The organism is Chitinophaga sp. (assembly GCF_039596155.1).
Taxonomy (GTDB): Bacteria; Bacteroidota; Bacteroidia; order Chitinophagales; family Chitinophagaceae; genus Chitinophaga.
Genome location: NZ_JBCNKF010000029.1, coordinates 39,555 through 59,409 on the forward strand (window position 1 = coordinate 39,555; position 19,855 = coordinate 59,409).

Sequence of the window (19,855 nt, forward strand, 5' to 3'; positions counted from 1 at the left end):
ACACCGCGTATCCCGGTACTTGACTCCTCATTCACCGGTACCTTAAATTTTCGATTTAATCCATTGTTAAAATAACTATCATGATATCACGCCACCTTAAAACAGGCATATCCATTTGTTTAGTTGATGAAAATCCTACTACCAGGGAAAAATTAGGGGAAATACTGGATAGCTTAGGAATCCATATACCCATCTTTTGTTCTAATCTTCAGATGGCAATAGAGGAATATAAGAATTACACTATAATGGGTCCACCTCATTTTATATTAACCGAGTGGACCAGGGAATTTTATGATCCTGCCTTTATTGCCTATTTCCAAAACAGCCCATTAGCAGAGATTCCTATTATTCTTCTGTATGGTGATTCCCAAACAGAAGCTATTTCGGAAATAAAGGAAGTGAGGATTGTTCAGTTTTTAAAGAAGCCTATTAGCCGATCTGGACTAAAGGCCACAATTCAAAAGTATTTAAAAGGTAAGACTGATGAAAGAAGCAACTAAATACTCCAACAACTTCCTGAATGATCTATCCATTTCCCTGGAGCAATCAGCGGCTATTTACAAGTCAGCTATTTGCAAGACATTAAAATACGGAGAAGCCGATTTACTGTATATGACGAAAATTAATATGGTAAACGAAAAGGGAAATGCTGATTTCTTTTCAGGCAAGGTGGTAAGTCTCATTTTACGGACTTATAACCAGTTCATAGGTATAGAACATATGTCCTCCAGGGCAGAGGGTTGGAAGACGAGGTTGCGGGGTTTTTATAAAGATCCTCGACATGATATTCAATCTCCGTATTCATATTCGATGAATATAATGGAGGATTTAATAAGAGGGTTGGTTGATTCGCCCTTACAATTTAAGCAAAAGGTGTGTGAAAAACTTAAGTGGGAAGAAAAGGTTTTTGATTATAAAAGGATGGTCCCGGTTGCGAATGACTATGATACCTATGCGGTATTTAATAAAAAGCAAATAGGACTAATCATTCCAATTTATCAAAAATTAATTGCTGTTGATCAGGTTTGTAACAGGGCTATAAAATGGAAGATCAAATTGAATAGCTAATAAAAAACAAAGTTTAACGATAATCCATACGCATATAAAAGTGAAGAAAAATAGGCTAAATGTCTATTTGGCCTATGCTTTTCCACCCCGTATGTGTATATATCCAAATCATTTTGTGGATGTTCAGCGACCAATGAGCGGGTGATACCCGCCATTGGTTTCGCTAAAATTTTTAAAATGTAAAATCGCATCATGTATAGAAAGAAAAAACAAAGCACAAAGAAGGCCCAAAGGATTGTCAGTAAAAAGGAGAATCCGGTCAAAATCCTTCAGGTGCAGGGATTCCGTAGATTGAATTTTAAAACGGCTTCTAACAGTTATACATATGCGGATATACCCATAATCAAATTCGGTGGAAGTTGGCTATACCAATATAAGTTTCATGTTGGGGACAAGATTAAAGTAAGATTATCTCCTAATAAGATCGTTATTACCAAACTGGATACTAATTTAAAGGAAGTAAAGTAGTTGAACCGAAACTTAGATTTCGTTATAACTAATGATGCTGTATTTCCATGCAGCTTTTATTTGAAGTTTTTCATAACATAATAGCTATACTGGAACGGTATTTCTATACATATCCCATTACGATTTAAACCCGGTTTTATTCGCTTTCAAATTCTTCCGAATGGAATTCGAATCCTTTGTAAATAGGTTATGGTGGAATTTGCCCAAAATTGCCCAAAGATTCCCAATCCGACTAAAACCTGCAAAAAACAACCAAATATTACCCGTTTCTACCTAAAACAACCTAATTAGGGCATTGAGTTTTTGGCGATAGTCATCTTTGTGGAAACAAATGCCACAATGAGTAAGATAATTCCAATTAACAATTCTCCCACTATTCCATTAGACCACCCATATGTGCATGCATGCTGGGTACTAAGCTACAAGGCATTTTGGTGTTACGACCGTTTACCCGCAGCAGAAGTCTTATATGCGAAAAATGCTATCTGGAATATCCTTAGCAAACCTTTTGTAGATCGGAATTTCATAAAGATGATAGAACGATTACTTCTATCGTATAAAACGGTACGTAACGATAACTCAAGGTGGATAGATCTACCGTCACTTTGGTTTAATCCTGAATTTCCGGACGGAATCTCTAGCTATGATGATTTATATAGGTCAGTTAGGGAAAAGAGAAAGCTGGTCAAAGGATATTATAAAGGAATCAAGGTTTTTGCCAGGCACTTATTGCGGTACATGGTATGCCCCTCTGATAAAATATTGAAAAGCTGCGCTGCAAAGCTCCTTTCATTGAGGGAATATGACCTCATCCAGTTATGGAATAATGTTATTGTTCAACTACTTATTAACCCACCAATCAAAGATTTATGAGTACCAATAATCCAAAGGTCATTTTCGAACTACGCGCATATAATACGGCGCAACTCGCCAAATTATATAAGGTAAACTACCGGACCTTCAACAGATGGTTGAAACCACATCTTCCATTGATTGGTGAACGGGTAGGCCATATGTACACCGTTAACCAGGTGCTGATTATTATTAACAGGTTGGGATTACCCGGTGATTTGGAGTTCAGGGATAGTAATATTTGACATAATTCGACATAAATCTACATAATTCGACATAATCCTGCATAATTCAACATAATCAGGACACCGTCATTTGCCATCGTCGGAACTTTGTACTACAAAACAATAAAAACTACATTATGAGAACAGAAACAAACCACGGCGATTCCTCTCTTAATAATATCCTATTGCCTGCAACGATTCTCCTGGCCAATATTGATATGACCGGTTTGTTTGAATATGCTTTAAAGGCATTAACCGGTGGGGCCATATGGCTAGCTTTTAAGCTTGCAGGTGAGTATATACAGCGAAGGCGGAAGCGGAAAGTAATTAGTACCCGATACAAGCGCGTACATCACAAAAAAACAAATAAAGAAAATGGCAACACTGAATAAATTAATAATGGGTACAGCAGTTGGAGCCGGAGTAATAGCCATTATAAGTTATTTCGCCAATATGCGACGGGCTTCCGTACAATTAGAAGTTGTCCCCACTGCAACAATTCATTCTCTATCACTTTCTGGTCTGTCAATCCGTATTGATGCTTTACTGAAGAATCCAACTGGGGCAAGCTTCAAAGTGAAGTTCCCATATGTGAAGATAAGCCATAAAGATTCCATTCTTGGAAGTAGCCAGGTTATTGATAAGGATATTACTGTTCCAGCATTCGGTCAGGTCAAGATTGACAACATCCAGGTTGAAATATCTACCATGAGCTTCTTTTCAGTTGCCTATGATGTCATTAAGGCTTTACTCAACAAGGAATCAATAACAGTGAAGGTGGAGACGATTACTACTATTGATTTAGGCTGGTCACGTGTGCCTTATAACGACCAGAAGGAAATAACATTGAAAAAGTAATTGGATATGCAGGCTGCTACAAGAAGAAAGGTTTACCCGGGAAGAGAGTACGACTACCTTTTCCCGCCAGCAATGAATAGAGATAAAACAGTTGTGGAAAATGCCACCCTGGAGGATACTGTTTCATTTATTCATAAGGTAGTTGGGAAAACTCTATCTCAGACCTCAAGAATTGCACAGCAATTATCTGGTTCCACTGTATATGATACCTGTAAGAATATCTGGCACTTTGTTTATAACAACGTGGCATACCAGAAAGATGCAGAAGGTTTGGAACAGATACGTAGCCCAAGTCGCACATGGGCTGACAGGAAAACAGGGGTGGATTGTGACTGTTATAGCACATTTATAAGCAGCATTTTAAGTAACCTTCGGATTCCTCATAGTCTTAGAATTACTAAGTATCAGCGTGATCATTTTCAGCATATTTATCCAGTGGTAAATGATAAGGGTAAAATGATCATTATAGACTGCGTAACAGATCATTTTAACTACGAGGTACCATTTAGTGAAAAAAAAGATATAGTTATGGATCTACAATATTTAGACGGCCTGCAGGGAGTAGGTGAGCGAGGTAATGATCTTGTATTTGATGGAAATATAGGGGAGTTAGGAGCAGCAGCGAAAAAGAAAAAGAAGAAAGGTTTTTTCAAGAAAGTTCTGAGTAAGATTAATAAGATAAATCCAGCTACAATTTTGTTGAGAAACGGTGTCCTTGCTGCAATGAAACTGAACTTGTTCAAGGTAGCATCCAGGATTAAGTATGCTTACCTGTCACCTGAAGAAGCAGTGAATCGGGGTATTATCAAGGATAAGTTCGACAAATTGGTGAAGGTCCGGGAAAAATTAGAATCAATCTTTGAAACAGCTGGTGGGAATCCCAAGAACCTGAAGAAGGCCATTCTTAAAGGTAAAGGCAATAAGAATAAAGAGGTTGCTGTAGCGGGGTTGGGTTTTGTTGATAGTGATGCTTCAGTCTTATATATGAACAGCATTACTCCGCTTGCTACACTACTTGGTCCAGACATCTATTATGACGAAAATGTGAATGGAATGGAGGGATTTGAAGGTTTTGGAGAGCTGGGAGAGCCTGCTACTGGCGCTGCAATTGCGGCAGCTTCTGCAGCCATCGCAGCGTTATCAAAGATCATCAAGGGCATTGGAAACATATTTGGTGGGGGGCAAAAAGGATCTGAAGACTTCTCCGACACTGAAACGGCTGCTGCTGATAAAGAAGCAGCGGAAACTCCAACAGCCACCTCGCCAGTTACGACCGTTGTTGCTTCAAATACATCATCCAGTTCCTCTGCAGCACCAGTAACCAGTGATGAAAGCGAGAATAGTTCTTATGATTCATCGGCACCATCTAATAGCTCATCTGCAAGGGTTGCATCAGATGATATTGATGATACTTCGTCTGACTCTTCACTATTGCCCGTTTCGACATCCTCTTCACTTGCTGTTTCAGATGCTGCGAATACAACCACGGCGGCTAAAGTTTCCCAGGGATTTTGGGAAAAGAACAAAAAATGGTTGTTACCTGCTGTAATTGGTGTTGGCGCTATTGCCGCTATCACAGTCGGAATGAAAATGCTAAATACAGGCGATCATACCGGGAAGCAACACCTCAATGGAATTCCTGCCAGCGCGAAGCCAAAGAATGAGAAGAAGCGAAAGAATTATAAGAGGAAGACAAAAGTTGCCTTAATGTAAATAATGTGAAAACTATTATTATATGAGTAAGAAAACAAGTAATCGTTATGCTAAAAAAGCGCAGCAGACCCATTATCAGGCTATTGCCCGAACATTGGATACTAAAGGAGATTTAAAGAATAGTGTAATTGAGACAGGGAAGGAATTATTAATCGGTGTCCTGGGCGGCGGTCTGTTAGGGTCGGCTATTGGTAAGCCATCATTATTAATCGGCATCGGGGTAACTGGACTGGGACATTTTGTCGGCAATAAAGCAATAAGTCTTTTGGGGGTAGGTATGATGGCCGCCAACGGATTTCAAACCCAGTCATCTGTAAGTGGTATAGAGGATGATAGCCTACTTGGTTTTAAAGATAGAGTTGTCGCCTTTAAAGATACTTTCTCCCAAAAACTCTATATCGATAAGTTTATTAAGAATAAAACGGGCACAGCTGCATCCACAGTATCCGGGATTGGAGGCCTTCAATATTTTAACTACGCAAATGAGATTGCAGGTATTGAGGGGTTAAATGCTATTGAAGATCAGATTGAGAATAGCGCCATGTCCAGGCTTCAGCTACAGGGAGGTGTATCACCAGATTATAGTTTCCCTGGTATAGAAGGCCCAATTGCAGATCTATCTGATTTAGGGGATGTTTCAGATTATAATTTATAACCTTTAAAATACACACTATGCTCGGTTTAGACGGATTAAATGGTCCACTTGAAGAATATAATAACTCTGGTGCATTACTTGGATTAGATGGGTCTGACGGCGATGAATTGATGGGAGAGTTAAAAAGGATGAATCCAGTGAAAAGGCAGCGTACGGTTAATAAACTGGCTTCTACTGGTGCTCCTTCAAAAGGTTCCCGTGCGGAAATGGAAAAGTTTTTTGGTGAATTACCCGCCTCCATTAAAGAAGCGTTAGTCAAGGGTGATCTTCGCCTGGCAGATACCTTGATCTATTCAATTAAACCAGTTAATTCCAAGACTATTAAGATGTGGGAGACGCAGGATGACCGTGAAGTTGGATTTCGTAATATCTCCAATGCGAAGCTACCCAAAAACCAGGCATTATTAGTATCTGGTATATACCTGCTAGCCGGTACCGCTGCAAGCAGTGGAAAAGATCAGGTACTCTCAACCAAGTATGTAGGGCTGGAAAATTATTCCGCATTACTTAATGGGGAGTTTAATGTGAAGTATAATAAAAAGCAGATAGTTCCGGAAACATCTAATTACGTATTCAGAACGGATCAATATACCCAGGTTCCGGTAGGTTATTACAAATTGGCAAATCCCCGGTTGATTGTTGATGACGTTTTAATCGAACTGACTGTAGAGTTAGGAACTACAGAAGGGCTTCCGGCTAATACGTACATATATGCGGGTCTTCATGGTACGATAACTACGCCTTAATTGTTCCTTTATTTAAGTTTTATCAGGCGGCAGATTTCCATCTGCTGCCATATATCCTAATCCTAAAAAATCATTTTATGGCTACTACCATTGTTAAAAAGAGATTTGATATCGCTGTTACCGCTAGTGATAGGATCTTTTCACAGACGTTCGAATTGGATAAGAATATCACTTTTATTAAAGGAATACTATTGACCGCTGATAAAGAAGATCTACTCTACTATAGAGGTTCTCAGCGGATCGAGGTCAACAAACAGGAAATATTTCCGGAGAATTATGAAACGAAACTGTTGATGTGTGGTATAAACGTATCCCCGAACGCCAGGTATTATGTTACTAATATTCCCGTTGGTAATGGTTTGGTGAGAATGGAATACAAAGATAGTAATGATACGCGCATGACATTTGAATCATACAGGGTGAGCCTTTATTTGGACTGCGAACAGGTAGAGTTATGAGGGAAGAAATAATAGTTCATACCCTGTTAATAACGCGGGCTGGAGAACATCAATATTTCCAGCTAAATATTTCCAGGGATGTCATTGCAATTACAGGAGTGACTAGTAGTGTCCAGCTAATGCAGGACGTGAAGGCTACAGGAACGGGGCAGGTAGGTTTCTTACAATTTCAGGCCACTGGAAAAGCTAATGGGTGTTATAATACCATATGCAAATTTGAATCTTCCCAGGCACTGAAATCAGATTTGAGCCTTACAACGTACCAGGCAGGATTTACCAAGCCGACCTTATTGCAAAAGAATGGACTTGCTCAGCGGGGAATGAACTCCCCAGAAACAATTTTCCTACCCTCTTGTAACTGCTTCTATGCGAATTATAAGGATGTATTAGGAGAAACACTGGCAAAGGATATAGCATATAGGGTAAGCATCACATTATGGATTCAAGTTAATCGAAAATGACTACAGCAATTGCCCAGCAATTTATTGATGGAAGAATGAGGGAGCTAGGTTATGCTAACAGCTATTACATAAGGCTGAGGCACTATGTATTAAGGCCCAGGCAAACCGTCACTATCCAGGCCGATTCTCATATGTTTTTGCTCATTAACCCTGCTGTTATGATTCGGGTGCAGAGTGCTTTTGGTATATATGACCTCACAGTAGACACAGTTAACGAGTTGCAGTATGAGCACATGGGGAATATCGAAGTGGAGAATTATGCCAATCATAGACAACACATTGAATTTTTACAGGTAATTATACATCCATAATATGCCACTAATAGAAGAAAAATTTGATCAACAGAAAGTAGATTTCCTTAAACGCTTTCTTCAACGTGAAGCTGATAAAAATCGCCCACGTGATTATGAAATAAAGGTTGACGGATTTCATATTGTCTCCAGGACCGATGATATTTCTGAGTTTGATGAATATGAACAGGAGATAAAAGATTCAACAAGGAATTTGAGCATATTAATTTATGACGGTCCTAATACGAACAGGAATACCCGGTATTCTTTTATTCTAAATGCAGATAATGGCAACAGGACTAGCACAACCCTAAATGGTTTAGGGGAGATAGACCAGATGATAGCGCAGAAGATGGAAGAGAAGGAACGTGAGTATGAATTGAATAGAATGAGAGAGAAACTGAAGGATATGCAAACTCAGCTGACTGAAGCAGAAGAATACGCTGATGTTTTGCAGAATCGTATTAAGGAAATGGAGGATAAACGATATACCAATGCGGTATCCCTGGGAGAGGTAGCCAGTGTGGTGTTAAAGGGGCTGGTACAACAGCACGCATCCAAATTGCCAGGCGGAGCGGCACTAGCAGGTTTGTTAGGCGCTGAGGCACCTATTAATTCCGCGCCTACTCCATTGCCCGAAGCATCGGTGAGCTTTGAGCGATCTAATGACGAGCACCCCGATGAAATTACCCGTAACCGGTTATCTCTTATCGCCCAAATGCAGGAGCGATTTAATGAGCAACAAATGATATCAGTTTTTACCATCATGGATGTCCTGGCAAATAGTCCTGAAAAAATTGCATCTGTTCTCGCATACCTTGGACATTAAAGAATAGCTCAAACATAATTAATTCAATTATTAAATCCATTCCAACATGAAAGAGTACAGTTATAATATCAAGATTAAGGCTTCCAGTGAGAATGAAGCAAAAGATAAGATTTCAGCATTTGCCACCTTGGCCAGCCATCTAACAGCTGCTGAACTTGCAAAAATGGCCCACGTTCTTAAAACGGATGCCAGCAAAACCGCGATAGCCAAGCAATTTTTAGGAGTTTAACTATTGTAAGATGGGAAAAGACGCACTTACAACCCGGGAAAAAATTCAATATAGTCTCATTGGGATAGTGGTATTAGGTGGAGCATTTATTATTGGAAGGAAAATAGTTCTGAATAACAGGGCGAATAATGAAGAACAGAAAACCTTTGAGAGTGGCAGTATTCCTGCTTTTGCCAAACAGGTAAAGATGGCTTTTGAAAATGATGGTTGGTGGGGTACGGATGTAGAAGCGTTGCGAGATACTATTCGAAGTATTCCAAGTAAGGAGGATTTCGTGAAGGTAATGAATAGTTATTCACGATTATACAATCGTACCATGATGAGGGATATGCAGGATGAGCTACAGACCACTGAGTATAATGAGCTATTAGCCATTATCGCTGGCAAACCAGATACTTTAAATTCATCCTCTTCTGCTATGATTGGTCCTACTCAATATCTTTCCTGGGCACAGCGTCTCAAAGCTGCCTTTGACATTCACTATGGTCCTTTCCCTGGAACTGATGAGAGTGCAGTTAAAGCTGTATTCATTGAGATACCATCAAAGGCTGTATACGACCAGGTAGCCGCCATCTACAGGCAGACTTATGGCAATGACCTGGAAAGTGATCTGAAGAGTGAATTGGAATTTTGGGAATATGATCCAATGATGTCTATTATTAGAAGTAAACCGTAATACGAATCTTTATGAAAAAAAGTGGGGTAAAAGCTAAAAGTACTTCCGGTAATACGATGAACAGGAAGGCGGGAAAGAAGCAGGCGAAAAGTAATATCGTGTTAACTACACTGGCAGTAGCTGCAACCGGGATACTGGGATATTTGGGATGGCAGTACCTGCGGAAGAAGAAGAAAACCAGTAGTACATCTGCTGATTTAAATACGATTTTACGGCCCACTGCTTCGGTTTACCCATCCACAACATCGTATACGGATACACCTGCAACACCGGTATTTTTAACGCCTGTTAATACCAGCCAAGGATCAGGGAAAGCAACAACTTCTTCAACTACATCCCAATCGAATAACAGCTTTCCATTGAAAAAGGGCAGTAAAGGGCAATTAGTCAAAGCACTTCAGCAGGCATTGATTAGTAAATACGGGGTATCCATTTTACCTAAGTATGGTGCAGATGGGGATTTTGGTTCTGAAACAGTCGCTGCTTTGGTAAAAGCTGGTTTACCAGCAGTTATTGATGAAAGTACCTATTATGTTTTTGTACAAGGGAGTGGTAGCGCTACAGATAAATCAGCATTGGCTTCAAAATTTCTAGCAGCGGCCACGACATCTAATTTATCAACGGTTTTAGGCTTGTTAAAGCAAATGAATACAAAAGAGGATTATAAGCAAGTTAGCGCGGCTTTTTCTCAACTACGGCTTCGTGGTGTCCGGCAGACCCTTGTAAATGGACTTTTAAGCAGTTTTAGCAAAGAATCTGACAAGGAACAAATAAGGTATCAATTTATTCGTATGGGCTTGCGATACAACGGAAGCACATGGTTTTTAGATGGTATTGATGGTAGAACGTTAATCACCATTGAGCCTGCCAATGTGTGGATAAATGCTAATGAGAGAATGGAAGTACCTCAGAAGACTGTCTTAGGAGCTGAAGTCACCAAGAAACTGGACTATACGCTTTTCGAAAACAAAGGAAGGTACTTCCTGGTTGCCACTAAATCCATCAAGTACCTGTAAGTTCTAGTTACCCCGATATTCTTCACTTACAAACTACATTAAAATGCAGACTATTCTAAATGAAGCTCTCCTTCAGAGGGGGTATAAGGTTGCCGTGCGCCCATGGGAGCTAAATATCATCGGTGTCAGGCATAATACCAGTGTTCCTAATGTCTTTAATGACAGTATTAACGTGCTATTTACAGATAATACGGGAAAGCAGGTTGCTTTCAGCTGGAGGGCTACAACTGATCCCGGTACATATTGGTTACGTAATCCATCCAATGAACAGGGAACGGCAATTCTTAAACCTGGTCAATATCCAGGTAGCCATGGATTGGGGATGCACAGGGGGAAGTACCTGGCACTTGTCCAGGTAAAGCCAGTAACTGTTATACGGGATTTTAACAGGGATGGAAAGCCTGACTACAATTCAGGCAGGGAACAGACCGGACTTTTTGGGATCAATATCCATAGGGCACTTGCCAATGGAACGACGAAGTATATTGATCAGTATTCTGCTGGTTGCCAGGTGTTTTCTAATGCTGATGACTTCTCGGTATTTCTCCAATTAGCAGAAAGGCACCGCGCACTTTACAACAACTCTTTTACCTACACTCTTTTATCTGGCCTGCCGGATGGTAGCCTGCCAATATTTGATGGCGATGGTAAGTCTATCATAAAAAAAAATTGATGGTCAGTATTGCAGGATTACTATTTGCCGGCGGGGTATCACTGGCCACATATAAACTCATAAAATACAATAGCACATGAGAGATATAAAGAATTTCATCCTTCAATTACTGAAGGATAAGAATGGAAGCTATAGCCTTAGAGAATTAGTTATCGGAACATTATTGCTGGCTCTGGTTATTAGTTGGATTGGACAGCAGTTCCTTGATAAGGATATTCCCGAAGCGATGTTCTTTACGTTTGCCAGTTTAATTGGCACTGGAACCTTTGGATACTCCCTGGAAAGGAAAAGTAATGATTCCAGTAAAAATATTTAGACCTCATTTTTAACCCAATAAGTATAAAACATATTTCATGAAAAAAATAATAGTAGAACTGTTTGTTATTTCTTTAATCGCTGTAATGGCTTATTATTTCTTAAAACCTTTATTTAAAGGCAATTCTCAAAAATCATCGGTAAGGGTCGAGGAGCCGATTGTGTTCCTGGATAAAATTCATGAATCAGAAATGTACTTCATCGGTAAAATTGATTCTTTAAGACGGGTGAATGCAGCCCTAAACCAAAGTATTATTAAAACTCGTAGCTCGTTGACGGCTGTAAAAGTTGAAAATGCATCATTAAGACAATCCATTGATGATTTGCTTTCTGTTCACTATACCGAGACAGATACCTCGGCAATCATTAGTAATTGTGATAGCCTGGCTGTAGCATTGGTGGATTTTAAAGCGATTGACCAGCTTAAAGATAGTTTGTATGACTCAATGGTTGTTGACCTTCAGTCGCAGGTTTCCATAAAAGACAGTATGATTTCTTTGCAAAAAGACGAATGTGATACGCTCAGGAATAATCTTACAAGTATTGCTTACCAACATCAGCAGCTATTAACGGAAAATACCCAGCAGCGTGAAATGATCAAAAAGCACCGGAAGGTTAAAAGGGTGCTTGGTGGCATTCTTGCGGCCGTCACAGGTGTCCTGGTTGTAGTAGCAACTCATTAATTCATATGGAAAATAAAGAACGGGCTGTTATAGCCACCAGTACTTTAATCAGCTCATTAGCCTTTTACTGGTATGCCCAAGCAAACAAGAGGTCAGAGGTGCCTTATTTGCTTATAGGTGGTTTTGTTGGGGCAATGGCAGCGGAATTAATACTCATTAAAATCGATAAAAGGAGTTAAGTATGAGTGTACAGATATATAGTTATGGGGCATTTATCCGGATGGTAACTAATGATAGCGTGCTTTTAATAGCCAAAGACCAAATAAAAACTGTAGAAACTGTCAGGGATGACACAATCAAGATCAGTTTTGGAGAGGGTAAATTAAGTGATCTGTTTATAAAATTGGTGGATGTGACGGCACCATCCGGGATTGTTGATATAGCTGCTTTGAGAGATGCGGTAGCTCATATGCTTGATTATTCTAACGAATATGAGGAATTGGCCTTGAATAAGCAGCAGCTGGAAATAGACCAGCTTATAGAAATTAAACAGGTTTTAAACCTGTGGCACAGTACCCAGCAGATAGATCTGAACTTCCAACAATTACAGGTAAACGCGTTAATAGCTATTGGTAACCGGTTATTAGAGGAAAAGGAAAGCAGCCAGCAACTCCTAACCAGTATGCAGGATCAGACATTGTCAGTTAAGGAGCAGACAGTGAAAATTTCAGTTCTTTCAGAAAAAGTATCTGATATAAAATCCGGAGAGGATGAATTGTTGACGAAACAAGATGCTATTATCTCCCTCATTGGTGCCCATTCCATCATGTTTACTTCCATGGTTGAGAAGTTGGGTGTAATCAGCACAACAGATCAAAGCCTATTGAGTAAGCAGGACAGTTTAACCGGTGTATTGACGGATACTAAGGTAATAACCGGGCAAGTTCAGACTACCCTTGCTGATATTCTAAATGAGTTGAAATCTCAAACTAATAAGTTGTCAACGATGGATACAACATTGAATGATTTACGTAGCCAGCATGCCAGTTTGATAAGTAAGCAGGATACGCAAAATCAACTACTTGTTGATATCAAGCAATTATTAGCCAATGCAAATTCACGTTAGGTTAGTTTAAACTGAGGTTTTTCTGAAGAAAAACCTCAGTTCTTGATGTAGTACATGTTGAAAAAAGCCCGGATATGTTGGTGTTTTATTGCATTTAATATTCTACTATGCCTCTAAAAGAAAATATAAAAACAATTGAACCCGGATACATCGGTGAAGAGATCAAGTTTATCAAAAGATATTTTGATATGCATGGAAAAATTAGGACTAAGAAGTATATTCTTAATTTCCTTAACTCTTTACAAAAAGCCATTATAGAGAAGAGAATTAGAAAAGTATCTAACTATGCTAAACAAATCGTCTATATCCAGGATAATCTTATTAGGGTGTATAATTCAATGAAGGAAACAATTGAAGTAAATATTAAGAAAGAACGGCTTGAAGAATTCCGTATGATCTTAGATTCAGAGAAAGTTTATTTTCCGATTTCCTATATTAAAAAATACATTTCATTACAAGGTAAAGAAATTACCAGGGAGAAGGCACAATATTTATTGGATACTATTGTCGAAGCTATAACGAAAAGGGAGATCCCAGTAAATGATCCATATATGAATAGGATCAGGATGCTCCAAAATAATCTGACCAAATTTCTAGGTCACAAGGTGAAGTTAAATCCTCTTCCGATTCAACGAGCTACGTTGTCTGGCTGGAACGACGCTCTAAGTAAACATAATAAGGAAAGTATATCGGTCGAATTATCCGGGGGAGTGGAGGGGAATGTATTGCCTGACGGAATTATGAATAGTATGGATTTTGCAAAGTTGAATTTTAAAACATTAGGATTTGAGGGTAAGTGGCTTGAATTTATAGGAGATCCTGCTCAAAATTTTAGTGTCATGATATTTGGTAAACCTAAACTTGGGAAAAGTCATTTAGCATTAGATTTTGCTGGTTATTAAGCCAGGAATTTTGGTCTTACATTATATGTAGCTAATGAAGAAAAGCTTAATCGTACCTTGCAGGAGAAAGTAGACAGCGTTAAGCATCGGAATTTGATTGTTTCGGGTAAATTACCTGAAGACTTATCTCCTTACGCAAATGTTTTCCTGGATAGTGTTACTTATCTTGGTCTGAAACCTGACGATTTGAGGGTATTACGCGAAAGGTATCCTGATAAATCATTTATTTTCATATTCCAGGCAACTAAACAGGGTAGTTTTAGAGGAGAAAATTCCTTCCAGCATGATGTTGACATCGTAATTGAGGTTCCTGAAAAGGGACGTGCAGTGCAAATGGGTAGGTATAATCAGGGAGGAGAGATGAATATCTTTGACACCCCAACGGTAGCATGATGGTTTCTAGTTAATAATTTGGGCATTTATACATCAGTTTAACTTAGCATTATTATTTTAAAATTACGATATAGATATTTGATTATCAGATATCTGCCATTTTAACCGTGCCGATTTGTCCATTGAAATCGATCTCAAACGTCGTTTTGTCACCAGGAAGCAGTTCGCATCATAATTGTAATAAGTAGTCCTCATTAATTAATATTATATGAGTACATTTCTTATTGGTTACGATCTTAACAAAAAAGGTCAAGATTATGAATCTCTATTTGAAGGGATCAAGGAACTGTCAAATAACACATGGTGGCACCATCTTGACTCCACTTGGCTGATTAAGTCAGATCTTACTGCTGTTCAGGTAAGAGATCACTTAAAACAATTCATTGACGGCAACGATGAGCTGCTAGTTATTAATGTAACTGGCCGCGAATCTGCCTGGAGAGGATTTAATGATAAAGGATCGCAATGGCTTACTAATAATTTGTGATTTTTGTAGGTCCTGTACCTTGGCAAAGACTTTGAAATAGGCTTCCTTTAAAGAGAGGCCTTTTCATAGGCCTCCAGTAATTTTTCAGTCTCAAACTTAGAGGCAGCTGAAACAGACGAGTTATACCTTTTAACTAACTTGCACTTAAAGAATTCTGCAGATTCCTCAAATGTTTTAAAAGAATGAATATCCTGTCCCGAACCAGTAAATAATTCGTAAAAAGCATCTTCAATGGAAGTGTCTTTTTATATATAGCCTATCCAACTCAACATGAAGCTCATTTACTTTATTAATGACCTTCATAAGGTGCCACTTCTTTTCCCTTAATAAAAATTTCTCAGGTGCCTCTTTATACTCAACCAGAGACGCATATTGTTTATTCACATCAGTCATTTATTTAAAGATCAATATAATTAACTGTGTATTACATTGTCCAGGAAGTAAACTTACCATTTCTGTGATTTGTTAGCTGTTTTGATGAGGAACCGGGATTCAGTAGATTTTGCAACTTTTCTATGTAGAATTTTTGATGTATTTTAGATGAGGAGAGTGCTTCCTCCCAAGAAATGCTCTCGATACCGTAAAGATCCTGTCTCAATCAGGATGTCAAAATTGTAAAAAGAAGCTCAGCTCTGAGCTTGTCAATTGTAAATCAAACAAATCGGATACACTTTAAAATAATTTGCAATGAAATTCTTGAAAAGGCATTTCAAAGAACTGATTCCTTTTGCAACTGCGGTTGTCAAAATGATCACCGAGCTAATTAAGCATCAGTAAAGAAGTTCAGATGATTGATTCGATTAACAAGCCTTCAATATTGAAGGCTTGTCTGTTACACTTTTAGGTTAAAGTGCTACATAGTTACCGTAATTTTAAAATAATTTTTTATAAATGGCTTGGCAATACTGCCAGGCCATTTTTTGTGGTAAATAGTAATAATCGTGCAAGGCTATTTACCTGGGAAAAACAAACAATGGAAGAGTTATCAAAGCAACACCTATTTTAAATAAGGAACCAGTTGCAAAGGCTGGTGTAGCCCCTTGCAACTGGCTAATAATTAATGTGATCTGTTAATTATTGTTTTTTTAACCACATTATCATTGATTGCAGAATGCCTATTGATTTGGCAATTCCTGATCTCTCCGGTGTCCTATAGTGGTTTTGAAAGCTTTTGAAGGCTATTTCACCAGTTTGCTTTGAACTGAATAGCTGTATTATGAAACGCATAATTTCAGTTTCCTCTCTAGTGCTAACATTATCTCCTGATCGAACAAAAGCCGATGTCAAGGTAGCTATAACTGAAACTGCTATATTCAGTTTAAATTTTTGTTTCTGAATGGGTTTGTCAATAGCCGCATTGTCAGGAGAAAAAGTTATAAATCGGCGATCAATAAACTGTTTTAGGCTTTGCACTACAGATAAAAGGTGATGCGTTAGTGACAGGATAAGAGAATCCTTTCCTGAATTCATTTCAATGCTGGAAAGACGTTCATTCAGGCAGTTCTCCAGATATGACAACACCCGTGAATAAGAAGAAACGTAGTTCTCAACACCTTGACATGACAATAAATGTACAGCCTGCATAAAAATCTCTACCTGGATTTCTTTTTCATACGTGTTTATTTTGGTTATCTGATACTCATATTCCTGCTGGGTTATCTGGAACGCATTTTTAATGCTAATATCACAGACGAGTTCCGAAAGTAGGATTAGAGGGTTTACAGCGTCCGACATATCTATTTTTAGTTTCGTCCTGAGCGGGCATTAGTTCACTCAAGAAATGTTAGATACACCTGGGGTGGTCGCTAGTTGGGTAATTGTAAAAATAGTTTTCAGAAGGGATGTTTTATTATCCACTTTAGCTAATTCTTAGGAATTGCGATATCATTTTGTTCATTGTTACAAAAAAAATTAATTATTGCGATTTAATCGGTAATTAGAAAATCAAAAAAGGTATTTATGAAATCCATTGTTGATTGGGACCAGGTAATTGATAATAAGATGGTCGATGTAAAATCCACATTGTCAATGTCCAGGTGGCCAATAGATGATTTACCACATCAAAAATTAATAAATCACGGTCCTTCTTCTTTGACAGATACGGAACTGTTAGCACTAGTTATCGGCACCGGTTCTAAAGGAAATAACGTACAAAATATGGCAAAGGAATTACTTGCTAAAGCCTCTTACAGCCTCAGTGAGCTAGCGAAATTTAATGTGAACCAGTTTAAGAGAATTAGGGGAATAGGAGACATAAAAGCTGCCGAATTAGCAGCGGTAATGGAATTAGGAAGACGTAGGCAGGCAGGACTTCTATTGTCGAAAAAAGTCATTACAAATACCATTGATGCTGTGCTATACTTCAAGCCTATATTAGGGGATCAATCCTATGAATCATTTCATGTGTTGTATATGAATCATGGGCAAAGGGTTTTAAAACACAGTGTTGTAGCCAAAGGGGGGATTGCTAATGTCTCATCAGATACAAGAATGATACTTCGAGAAGCATTGGAAATTGGAGCAACTAAGTTAATCCTTTGTCATAATCATCCATCCGGGAATTTACATCCTAGTTCTGCGGATAAATATTTTACGGAGAAAATTGTGAAGGCAGCAAGCCTTATGGATATTGTTGTGATTGACCATATTATCGTTTCAGAGGTCGGATTTTACAGCCTTGCAGATGAAGGATCGCTTAATTGATGGAATGTAAAAAATAGTCGATCGACTATTTTTTACATTTTTCGACATTTTTCTACATAATATGACATTTTTCGACTTAAAGCTGCACAATTGGAATATCAGTTTTAGGGGATGGCTGAACTTTGCTTTAAAATCTGACATATGATTAAACAGCAAGAATTAGTTACTATGCGTGCAATTGCAATTTGCTTCAAACCGTATCTGAAACCGGAAGAAGCAATGATTTTTTGTAATCTCGGCCGTACACAGTTTGCCAAGAAGTGCGAAGAGTTTGGCGTATTTAAAAATGAAAATGGATACTTTAAAAGAGAGGATGTTGAAAAAATGCTGGAGGGCGAAAAGGCAACAGTGATGGAATTGCCGAAAAAGAGGAGGAGATAATTTTGTTTTGCATTTAAAAGGAATGGTTGTCCGTTTTGGACAGCCATTCCTTTTTGTTATTGGCATCAATTTATTCTTCCGATTCCTCCTCCGGTAAGTGAAGAAAATATTTATCAATATCCACCGATGGCAGTTTCATGATGGTTTGCAGCTGGTCTTTAGCCCGGTGTCTTTTATAGGTTTTATTGACCTGTTTAGGTGTCGCATGACCCATTAAGGTTGCGATAGTCACCTCATCTACTAACGCATCTCTTAGCAGTATAGCAAAAGATAAGCGGGCACATGACCAGGTAATATGTTTTGATATTTTTGCCGCTGCGATCCATTTTTCTAATACTTTGTTACAGCCATTACGACCGAGAAGTTGAAATAGCTTTTTATTCCCAGGTGTGCTACCTCTTTTCCTCCTTTGTATTTTTATTATAGCTTGGGCAATTGGATGCAGGGTTAACGTAACTGGTAAACCTGTTTTCTTTTGTATGATCCTGGTAGTGAGAACGTCTTCATTTACGTCATTATTCCAGACACGCTCAACATCTACCCATCTAAGCCCTGTGTAGCAGCAGAAGATAAATGCAAATTTTATTTCCTCATTTAAACAAGGTGTTTTTACCAGTGTTAAATATTCTTCCACCTCAAGGTTTTCCTTTAACGTCGCGCTGGGATTGGGTATTGCTGCAACTTCGTCCGTGGGATTGACCTGGAAATATTTATCCTTAGTCGCTGCGTTTAATACCCACTTAAATCTTGCATAATACCCCTGGGGAGTTTCCCCCTTAAATTTGGCTAAAAGGAATTTTCTAAATTCTTTGCATAGGTTTTCCGTAATGTCAACTGGGGAAACGAAACTACGCCCTACAAATTCTTTGAATTGCTTAAAGCTGTTCTGTAAAGCCCTGTTACCATCGGTCTTATTTTTATCTACATATTCCGCGTAGTATTCCAAGAAATTCCCCTTAAACTTATGGGGTGGAATATAGGCAGATCCTATAGATTGCTGTTCTATTATTGTCTGGCTTTTTTTAACATCGATTAGTTCTAAGGCTTGCTTATTATGATTTTTTTCGGTCTGGTTCTTCGGTTTGGTATAAGTAAATACTCCTATAGCGGGTCGCTGTCCGGGAAGCCGGCCATAGTCATAATAATAGATCCTTTTATCTTTCGTCCTGTTTAGGTAAGATCCTATTTTCATATCGTTGCGGCTTTTGGGTTATAGGATACTGTGAACAATGGGTATGCCGTGCCATAGATATAAAGCGATCTATTTATCGTTTTAAGGATGGCGTTAAAGAATGCGGATGTAAGTGGAAATAATAGTGAAAAAAGAATTTTTCGAGATTTTTCCTGTACAGCTGTCAGGACTGCCAGATTTACATTTCTAATTCTGCCAATTAGGGAAGGGGAGGCAATAGTTCGATTAGAAGAATCCCAGGAATTTTGTTTTTGCCAATTCCGCCAGGAAAAGGTGTGAGTAGTAGGACAATTTCTGCTTGTCATGCTGCTTGTCAATTGCTTGTCAATAATAGTGGTAGAATGCGTTAAAACCTGTGAATTATTGACAAGCATTAATTAAAAATGGCCCTGTAAATCAATTGATTACAGAGCCATTTTGTGCCCAGAACTGGATTCGAACCAGCACACCCTTGCGAGCGCTGCGACCTGAACACAGTGCGTCTACCAATTTCGCCATCTGGGCAACTGATTTTGTG

27 protein-coding genes and 1 tRNA gene are annotated in these 19,855 nt (G+C 38.7%); 25 read left to right on the forward strand and 3 right to left on the reverse strand.

Annotation, left to right across the window (positions count from 1 at the left end; genetic code table 11):
• Positions 1-80 precede the first annotated feature (80 nt).
• From ABDW33_RS23945 to ABDW33_RS24055, 23 genes are all read left to right on the forward strand, one after another.
• Positions 81-500 (forward strand): response regulator, encoded by a 420-nt coding sequence (locus ABDW33_RS23945; RefSeq protein WP_343692632.1) that lies wholly within the window; start codon positions 81-83, stop codon positions 498-500.
• Positions 484-1,068: a hypothetical protein gene (locus ABDW33_RS23950; protein ID WP_343692633.1), complete on the forward strand. Its 585-nt coding sequence runs from the start codon at positions 484-486 to the stop codon at positions 1,066-1,068. Before ABDW33_RS23945 ends, ABDW33_RS23950 begins: the two co-directional genes overlap by 17 nt.
• Before the next feature lie 1,337 nt (positions 1,069-2,405).
• Positions 2,406-2,633: a DUF4248 domain-containing protein gene (locus tag ABDW33_RS23955; protein ID WP_146971320.1), complete on the forward strand. Its 228-nt coding sequence runs from the start codon at positions 2,406-2,408 to the stop codon at positions 2,631-2,633.
• A 116-nt stretch (positions 2,634-2,749) separates the two neighbouring features.
• Complete coding sequence (locus ABDW33_RS23960) at positions 2,750-3,004, forward strand: hypothetical protein (protein WP_343692634.1); 255 nt, start codon at positions 2,750-2,752, stop codon at positions 3,002-3,004.
• On the forward strand, positions 2,988-3,470 hold the full coding sequence (locus ABDW33_RS23965) for a hypothetical protein (RefSeq protein ID WP_343692635.1): 483 nt from the start codon (positions 2,988-2,990) through the stop codon (positions 3,468-3,470). Before ABDW33_RS23960 ends, ABDW33_RS23965 begins: the two co-directional genes overlap by 17 nt.
• Before the next feature lie 6 nt (positions 3,471-3,476).
• A complete protein-coding gene (locus ABDW33_RS23970) occupies positions 3,477-5,183 on the forward strand; it encodes a hypothetical protein (RefSeq protein WP_343692636.1) in 1,707 nt (568 codons plus the stop codon).
• Positions 5,184-5,205: 22 nt separating this feature from the next.
• A complete protein-coding gene (locus ABDW33_RS23975; RefSeq protein WP_343692637.1) occupies positions 5,206-5,838 on the forward strand; it encodes a hypothetical protein in 633 nt (210 codons plus the stop codon).
• A 17-nt stretch (positions 5,839-5,855) separates the two neighbouring features.
• Positions 5,856-6,584 carry a hypothetical protein gene (locus ABDW33_RS23980; RefSeq protein WP_343692638.1) on the forward strand — a complete coding sequence of 243 codons (729 nt, stop codon included), beginning with the start codon at positions 5,856-5,858 and terminating at the stop codon, positions 6,582-6,584.
• Positions 6,585-6,661: 77 nt separating this feature from the next.
• On the forward strand, positions 6,662-7,042 hold the full coding sequence (locus ABDW33_RS23985) for a hypothetical protein (protein WP_146971326.1): 381 nt from the start codon (positions 6,662-6,664) through the stop codon (positions 7,040-7,042).
• The gene (locus ABDW33_RS23990) at positions 7,039-7,503 is read left to right on the forward strand and encodes a hypothetical protein (RefSeq protein WP_343692639.1); all 465 of its coding nucleotides are present in this window, start codon (positions 7,039-7,041) and stop codon (positions 7,501-7,503) included. Before ABDW33_RS23985 ends, ABDW33_RS23990 begins: the two co-directional genes overlap by 4 nt.
• Complete coding sequence (locus ABDW33_RS23995; protein WP_343692640.1) at positions 7,500-7,814, forward strand: hypothetical protein; 315 nt, start codon at positions 7,500-7,502, stop codon at positions 7,812-7,814. The genes ABDW33_RS23990 and ABDW33_RS23995 overlap by 4 nt, the downstream gene beginning before the upstream one ends.
• A 1-nt stretch (position 7,815) precedes the next feature.
• Entirely contained in the window at positions 7,816-8,622 is an 807-nt protein-coding gene (locus ABDW33_RS24000) for a hypothetical protein (protein ID WP_343692641.1), read from the forward strand.
• Between the two features lie 46 nt (positions 8,623-8,668).
• The gene (locus tag ABDW33_RS24005) at positions 8,669-8,851 is read left to right on the forward strand and encodes a hypothetical protein (protein WP_146971330.1); all 183 of its coding nucleotides are present in this window, start codon (positions 8,669-8,671) and stop codon (positions 8,849-8,851) included.
• A 10-nt stretch (positions 8,852-8,861) separates the two neighbouring features.
• Positions 8,862-9,527 carry a hypothetical protein gene (locus ABDW33_RS24010; RefSeq protein ID WP_343692642.1) on the forward strand — a complete coding sequence of 222 codons (666 nt, stop codon included), beginning with the start codon at positions 8,862-8,864 and terminating at the stop codon, positions 9,525-9,527.
• An 11-nt stretch (positions 9,528-9,538) separates the two neighbouring features.
• Complete coding sequence (locus tag ABDW33_RS24015) at positions 9,539-10,543, forward strand: hypothetical protein (RefSeq protein WP_343692643.1); 1,005 nt, start codon at positions 9,539-9,541, stop codon at positions 10,541-10,543.
• Between the two features lie 43 nt (positions 10,544-10,586).
• Positions 10,587-11,216: a hypothetical protein gene (locus ABDW33_RS24020; protein ID WP_343692644.1), complete on the forward strand. Its 630-nt coding sequence runs from the start codon at positions 10,587-10,589 to the stop codon at positions 11,214-11,216.
• Positions 11,217-11,292: 76 nt separating this feature from the next.
• Positions 11,293-11,532: a hypothetical protein gene (locus ABDW33_RS24025; protein WP_343692645.1), complete on the forward strand. Its 240-nt coding sequence runs from the start codon at positions 11,293-11,295 to the stop codon at positions 11,530-11,532.
• A gap of 37 nt (positions 11,533-11,569) precedes the next feature.
• On the forward strand, positions 11,570-12,214 hold the full coding sequence (locus ABDW33_RS24030; RefSeq protein ID WP_343692646.1) for a hypothetical protein: 645 nt from the start codon (positions 11,570-11,572) through the stop codon (positions 12,212-12,214).
• A gap of 5 nt (positions 12,215-12,219) precedes the next feature.
• A complete protein-coding gene (locus tag ABDW33_RS24035; RefSeq protein ID WP_343692647.1) occupies positions 12,220-12,393 on the forward strand; it encodes a hypothetical protein in 174 nt (57 codons plus the stop codon).
• Between the two features lie 2 nt (positions 12,394-12,395).
• The gene (locus tag ABDW33_RS24040; protein ID WP_343692648.1) at positions 12,396-13,280 is read left to right on the forward strand and encodes a hypothetical protein; all 885 of its coding nucleotides are present in this window, start codon (positions 12,396-12,398) and stop codon (positions 13,278-13,280) included.
• Between the two features lie 107 nt (positions 13,281-13,387).
• Positions 13,388-14,182 carry a hypothetical protein gene (locus ABDW33_RS24045; RefSeq protein WP_343692649.1) on the forward strand — a complete coding sequence of 265 codons (795 nt, stop codon included), beginning with the start codon at positions 13,388-13,390 and terminating at the stop codon, positions 14,180-14,182.
• A gap of 57 nt (positions 14,183-14,239) precedes the next feature.
• On the forward strand, positions 14,240-14,575 hold the full coding sequence (locus tag ABDW33_RS24050) for a hypothetical protein (protein ID WP_343692650.1): 336 nt from the start codon (positions 14,240-14,242) through the stop codon (positions 14,573-14,575).
• 208 nt (positions 14,576-14,783) lie between these two features.
• Positions 14,784-15,062: a hypothetical protein gene (locus tag ABDW33_RS24055; protein ID WP_343692651.1), complete on the forward strand. Its 279-nt coding sequence runs from the start codon at positions 14,784-14,786 to the stop codon at positions 15,060-15,062.
• 1,074 nt (positions 15,063-16,136) lie between these two features.
• Here ABDW33_RS24055 and ABDW33_RS24060 read toward each other — a convergent pair.
• Positions 16,137-16,796 (reverse strand): hypothetical protein, encoded by a 660-nt coding sequence (locus ABDW33_RS24060; protein WP_343692652.1) that lies wholly within the window; start codon positions 16,794-16,796, stop codon positions 16,137-16,139.
• Positions 16,797-17,021: 225 nt separating this feature from the next.
• On the opposite strand from ABDW33_RS24060, the gene radC reads away from it, so the two are divergent.
• The gene (radC, locus tag ABDW33_RS24065; protein ID WP_343692653.1) at positions 17,022-17,765 is read left to right on the forward strand and encodes a DNA repair protein RadC; all 744 of its coding nucleotides are present in this window, start codon (positions 17,022-17,024) and stop codon (positions 17,763-17,765) included.
• A gap of 141 nt (positions 17,766-17,906) precedes the next feature.
• Entirely contained in the window at positions 17,907-18,146 is a 240-nt protein-coding gene (locus tag ABDW33_RS24070) for a hypothetical protein (RefSeq protein ID WP_321570520.1), read from the forward strand.
• A gap of 70 nt (positions 18,147-18,216) precedes the next feature.
• Here the strand turns inward: ABDW33_RS24070 and ABDW33_RS24075 are convergent, their stop codons facing one another.
• The gene (locus ABDW33_RS24075; protein ID WP_343692654.1) at positions 18,217-19,338 is read right to left on the reverse strand and encodes a site-specific integrase; all 1,122 of its coding nucleotides are present in this window, start codon (positions 19,336-19,338) and stop codon (positions 18,217-18,219) included.
• Between the two features lie 420 nt (positions 19,339-19,758).
• Positions 19,759-19,842 (reverse strand) — tRNA-Leu (locus tag ABDW33_RS24080).
• Positions 19,843-19,855 lie beyond the last annotated feature (13 nt).

Bases quoted from the DNA above. Each gene is read 5' to 3' on its own strand.
- ABDW33_RS24060 (WP_343692652.1), bottom strand. From the start codon at position 16,796: ATGTCGGACGCTGTAAACCCTCTAATCCTACTTTCGGAACTCGTCTGT.
- ABDW33_RS23945 (WP_343692632.1), top strand. From the start codon at position 81: ATGATATCACGCCACCTTAAAACAGGCATATCCATTTGTTTAGTTGAT.
- ABDW33_RS24075 (WP_343692654.1), bottom strand. From the start codon at position 19,338: ATGAAAATAGGATCTTACCTAAACAGGACGAAAGATAAAAGGATCTAT.
- ABDW33_RS24000 (WP_343692641.1), top strand. From the start codon at position 7,816: ATGCCACTAATAGAAGAAAAATTTGATCAACAGAAAGTAGATTTCCTT.
- ABDW33_RS23965 (WP_343692635.1), top strand. From the start codon at position 2,988: ATGGCAACACTGAATAAATTAATAATGGGTACAGCAGTTGGAGCCGGA.
- ABDW33_RS24010 (WP_343692642.1), top strand. From the start codon at position 8,862: ATGGGAAAAGACGCACTTACAACCCGGGAAAAAATTCAATATAGTCTC.
- ABDW33_RS24040 (WP_343692648.1), top strand. From the start codon at position 12,396: ATGAGTGTACAGATATATAGTTATGGGGCATTTATCCGGATGGTAACT.
- ABDW33_RS23960 (WP_343692634.1), top strand. From the start codon at position 2,750: ATGAGAACAGAAACAAACCACGGCGATTCCTCTCTTAATAATATCCTA.
- ABDW33_RS24025 (WP_343692645.1), top strand. From the start codon at position 11,293: ATGAGAGATATAAAGAATTTCATCCTTCAATTACTGAAGGATAAGAAT.
- ABDW33_RS24045 (WP_343692649.1), top strand. From the start codon at position 13,388: ATGCCTCTAAAAGAAAATATAAAAACAATTGAACCCGGATACATCGGT.
- ABDW33_RS23985 (WP_146971326.1), top strand. From the start codon at position 6,662: ATGGCTACTACCATTGTTAAAAAGAGATTTGATATCGCTGTTACCGCT.
- ABDW33_RS23955 (WP_146971320.1), top strand. From the start codon at position 2,406: ATGAGTACCAATAATCCAAAGGTCATTTTCGAACTACGCGCATATAAT.
- ABDW33_RS23950 (WP_343692633.1), top strand. From the start codon at position 484: ATGAAAGAAGCAACTAAATACTCCAACAACTTCCTGAATGATCTATCC.
- ABDW33_RS24020 (WP_343692644.1), top strand. From the start codon at position 10,587: ATGCAGACTATTCTAAATGAAGCTCTCCTTCAGAGGGGGTATAAGGTT.
- ABDW33_RS24035 (WP_343692647.1), top strand. From the start codon at position 12,220: ATGGAAAATAAAGAACGGGCTGTTATAGCCACCAGTACTTTAATCAGC.
- ABDW33_RS24055 (WP_343692651.1), top strand. From the start codon at position 14,784: ATGAGTACATTTCTTATTGGTTACGATCTTAACAAAAAAGGTCAAGAT.
- ABDW33_RS24030 (WP_343692646.1), top strand. From the start codon at position 11,570: ATGAAAAAAATAATAGTAGAACTGTTTGTTATTTCTTTAATCGCTGTA.
- radC (WP_343692653.1), top strand. From the start codon at position 17,022: ATGAAATCCATTGTTGATTGGGACCAGGTAATTGATAATAAGATGGTC.
- ABDW33_RS23995 (WP_343692640.1), top strand. From the start codon at position 7,500: ATGACTACAGCAATTGCCCAGCAATTTATTGATGGAAGAATGAGGGAG.
- ABDW33_RS24005 (WP_146971330.1), top strand. From the start codon at position 8,669: ATGAAAGAGTACAGTTATAATATCAAGATTAAGGCTTCCAGTGAGAAT.
- ABDW33_RS24070 (WP_321570520.1), top strand. From the start codon at position 17,907: ATGATTAAACAGCAAGAATTAGTTACTATGCGTGCAATTGCAATTTGC.
- ABDW33_RS23975 (WP_343692637.1), top strand. From the start codon at position 5,206: ATGAGTAAGAAAACAAGTAATCGTTATGCTAAAAAAGCGCAGCAGACC.
- ABDW33_RS24015 (WP_343692643.1), top strand. From the start codon at position 9,539: ATGAAAAAAAGTGGGGTAAAAGCTAAAAGTACTTCCGGTAATACGATG.
- ABDW33_RS23980 (WP_343692638.1), top strand. From the start codon at position 5,856: ATGCTCGGTTTAGACGGATTAAATGGTCCACTTGAAGAATATAATAAC.
- ABDW33_RS23990 (WP_343692639.1), top strand. From the start codon at position 7,039: ATGAGGGAAGAAATAATAGTTCATACCCTGTTAATAACGCGGGCTGGA.
- ABDW33_RS23970 (WP_343692636.1), top strand. From the start codon at position 3,477: ATGCAGGCTGCTACAAGAAGAAAGGTTTACCCGGGAAGAGAGTACGAC.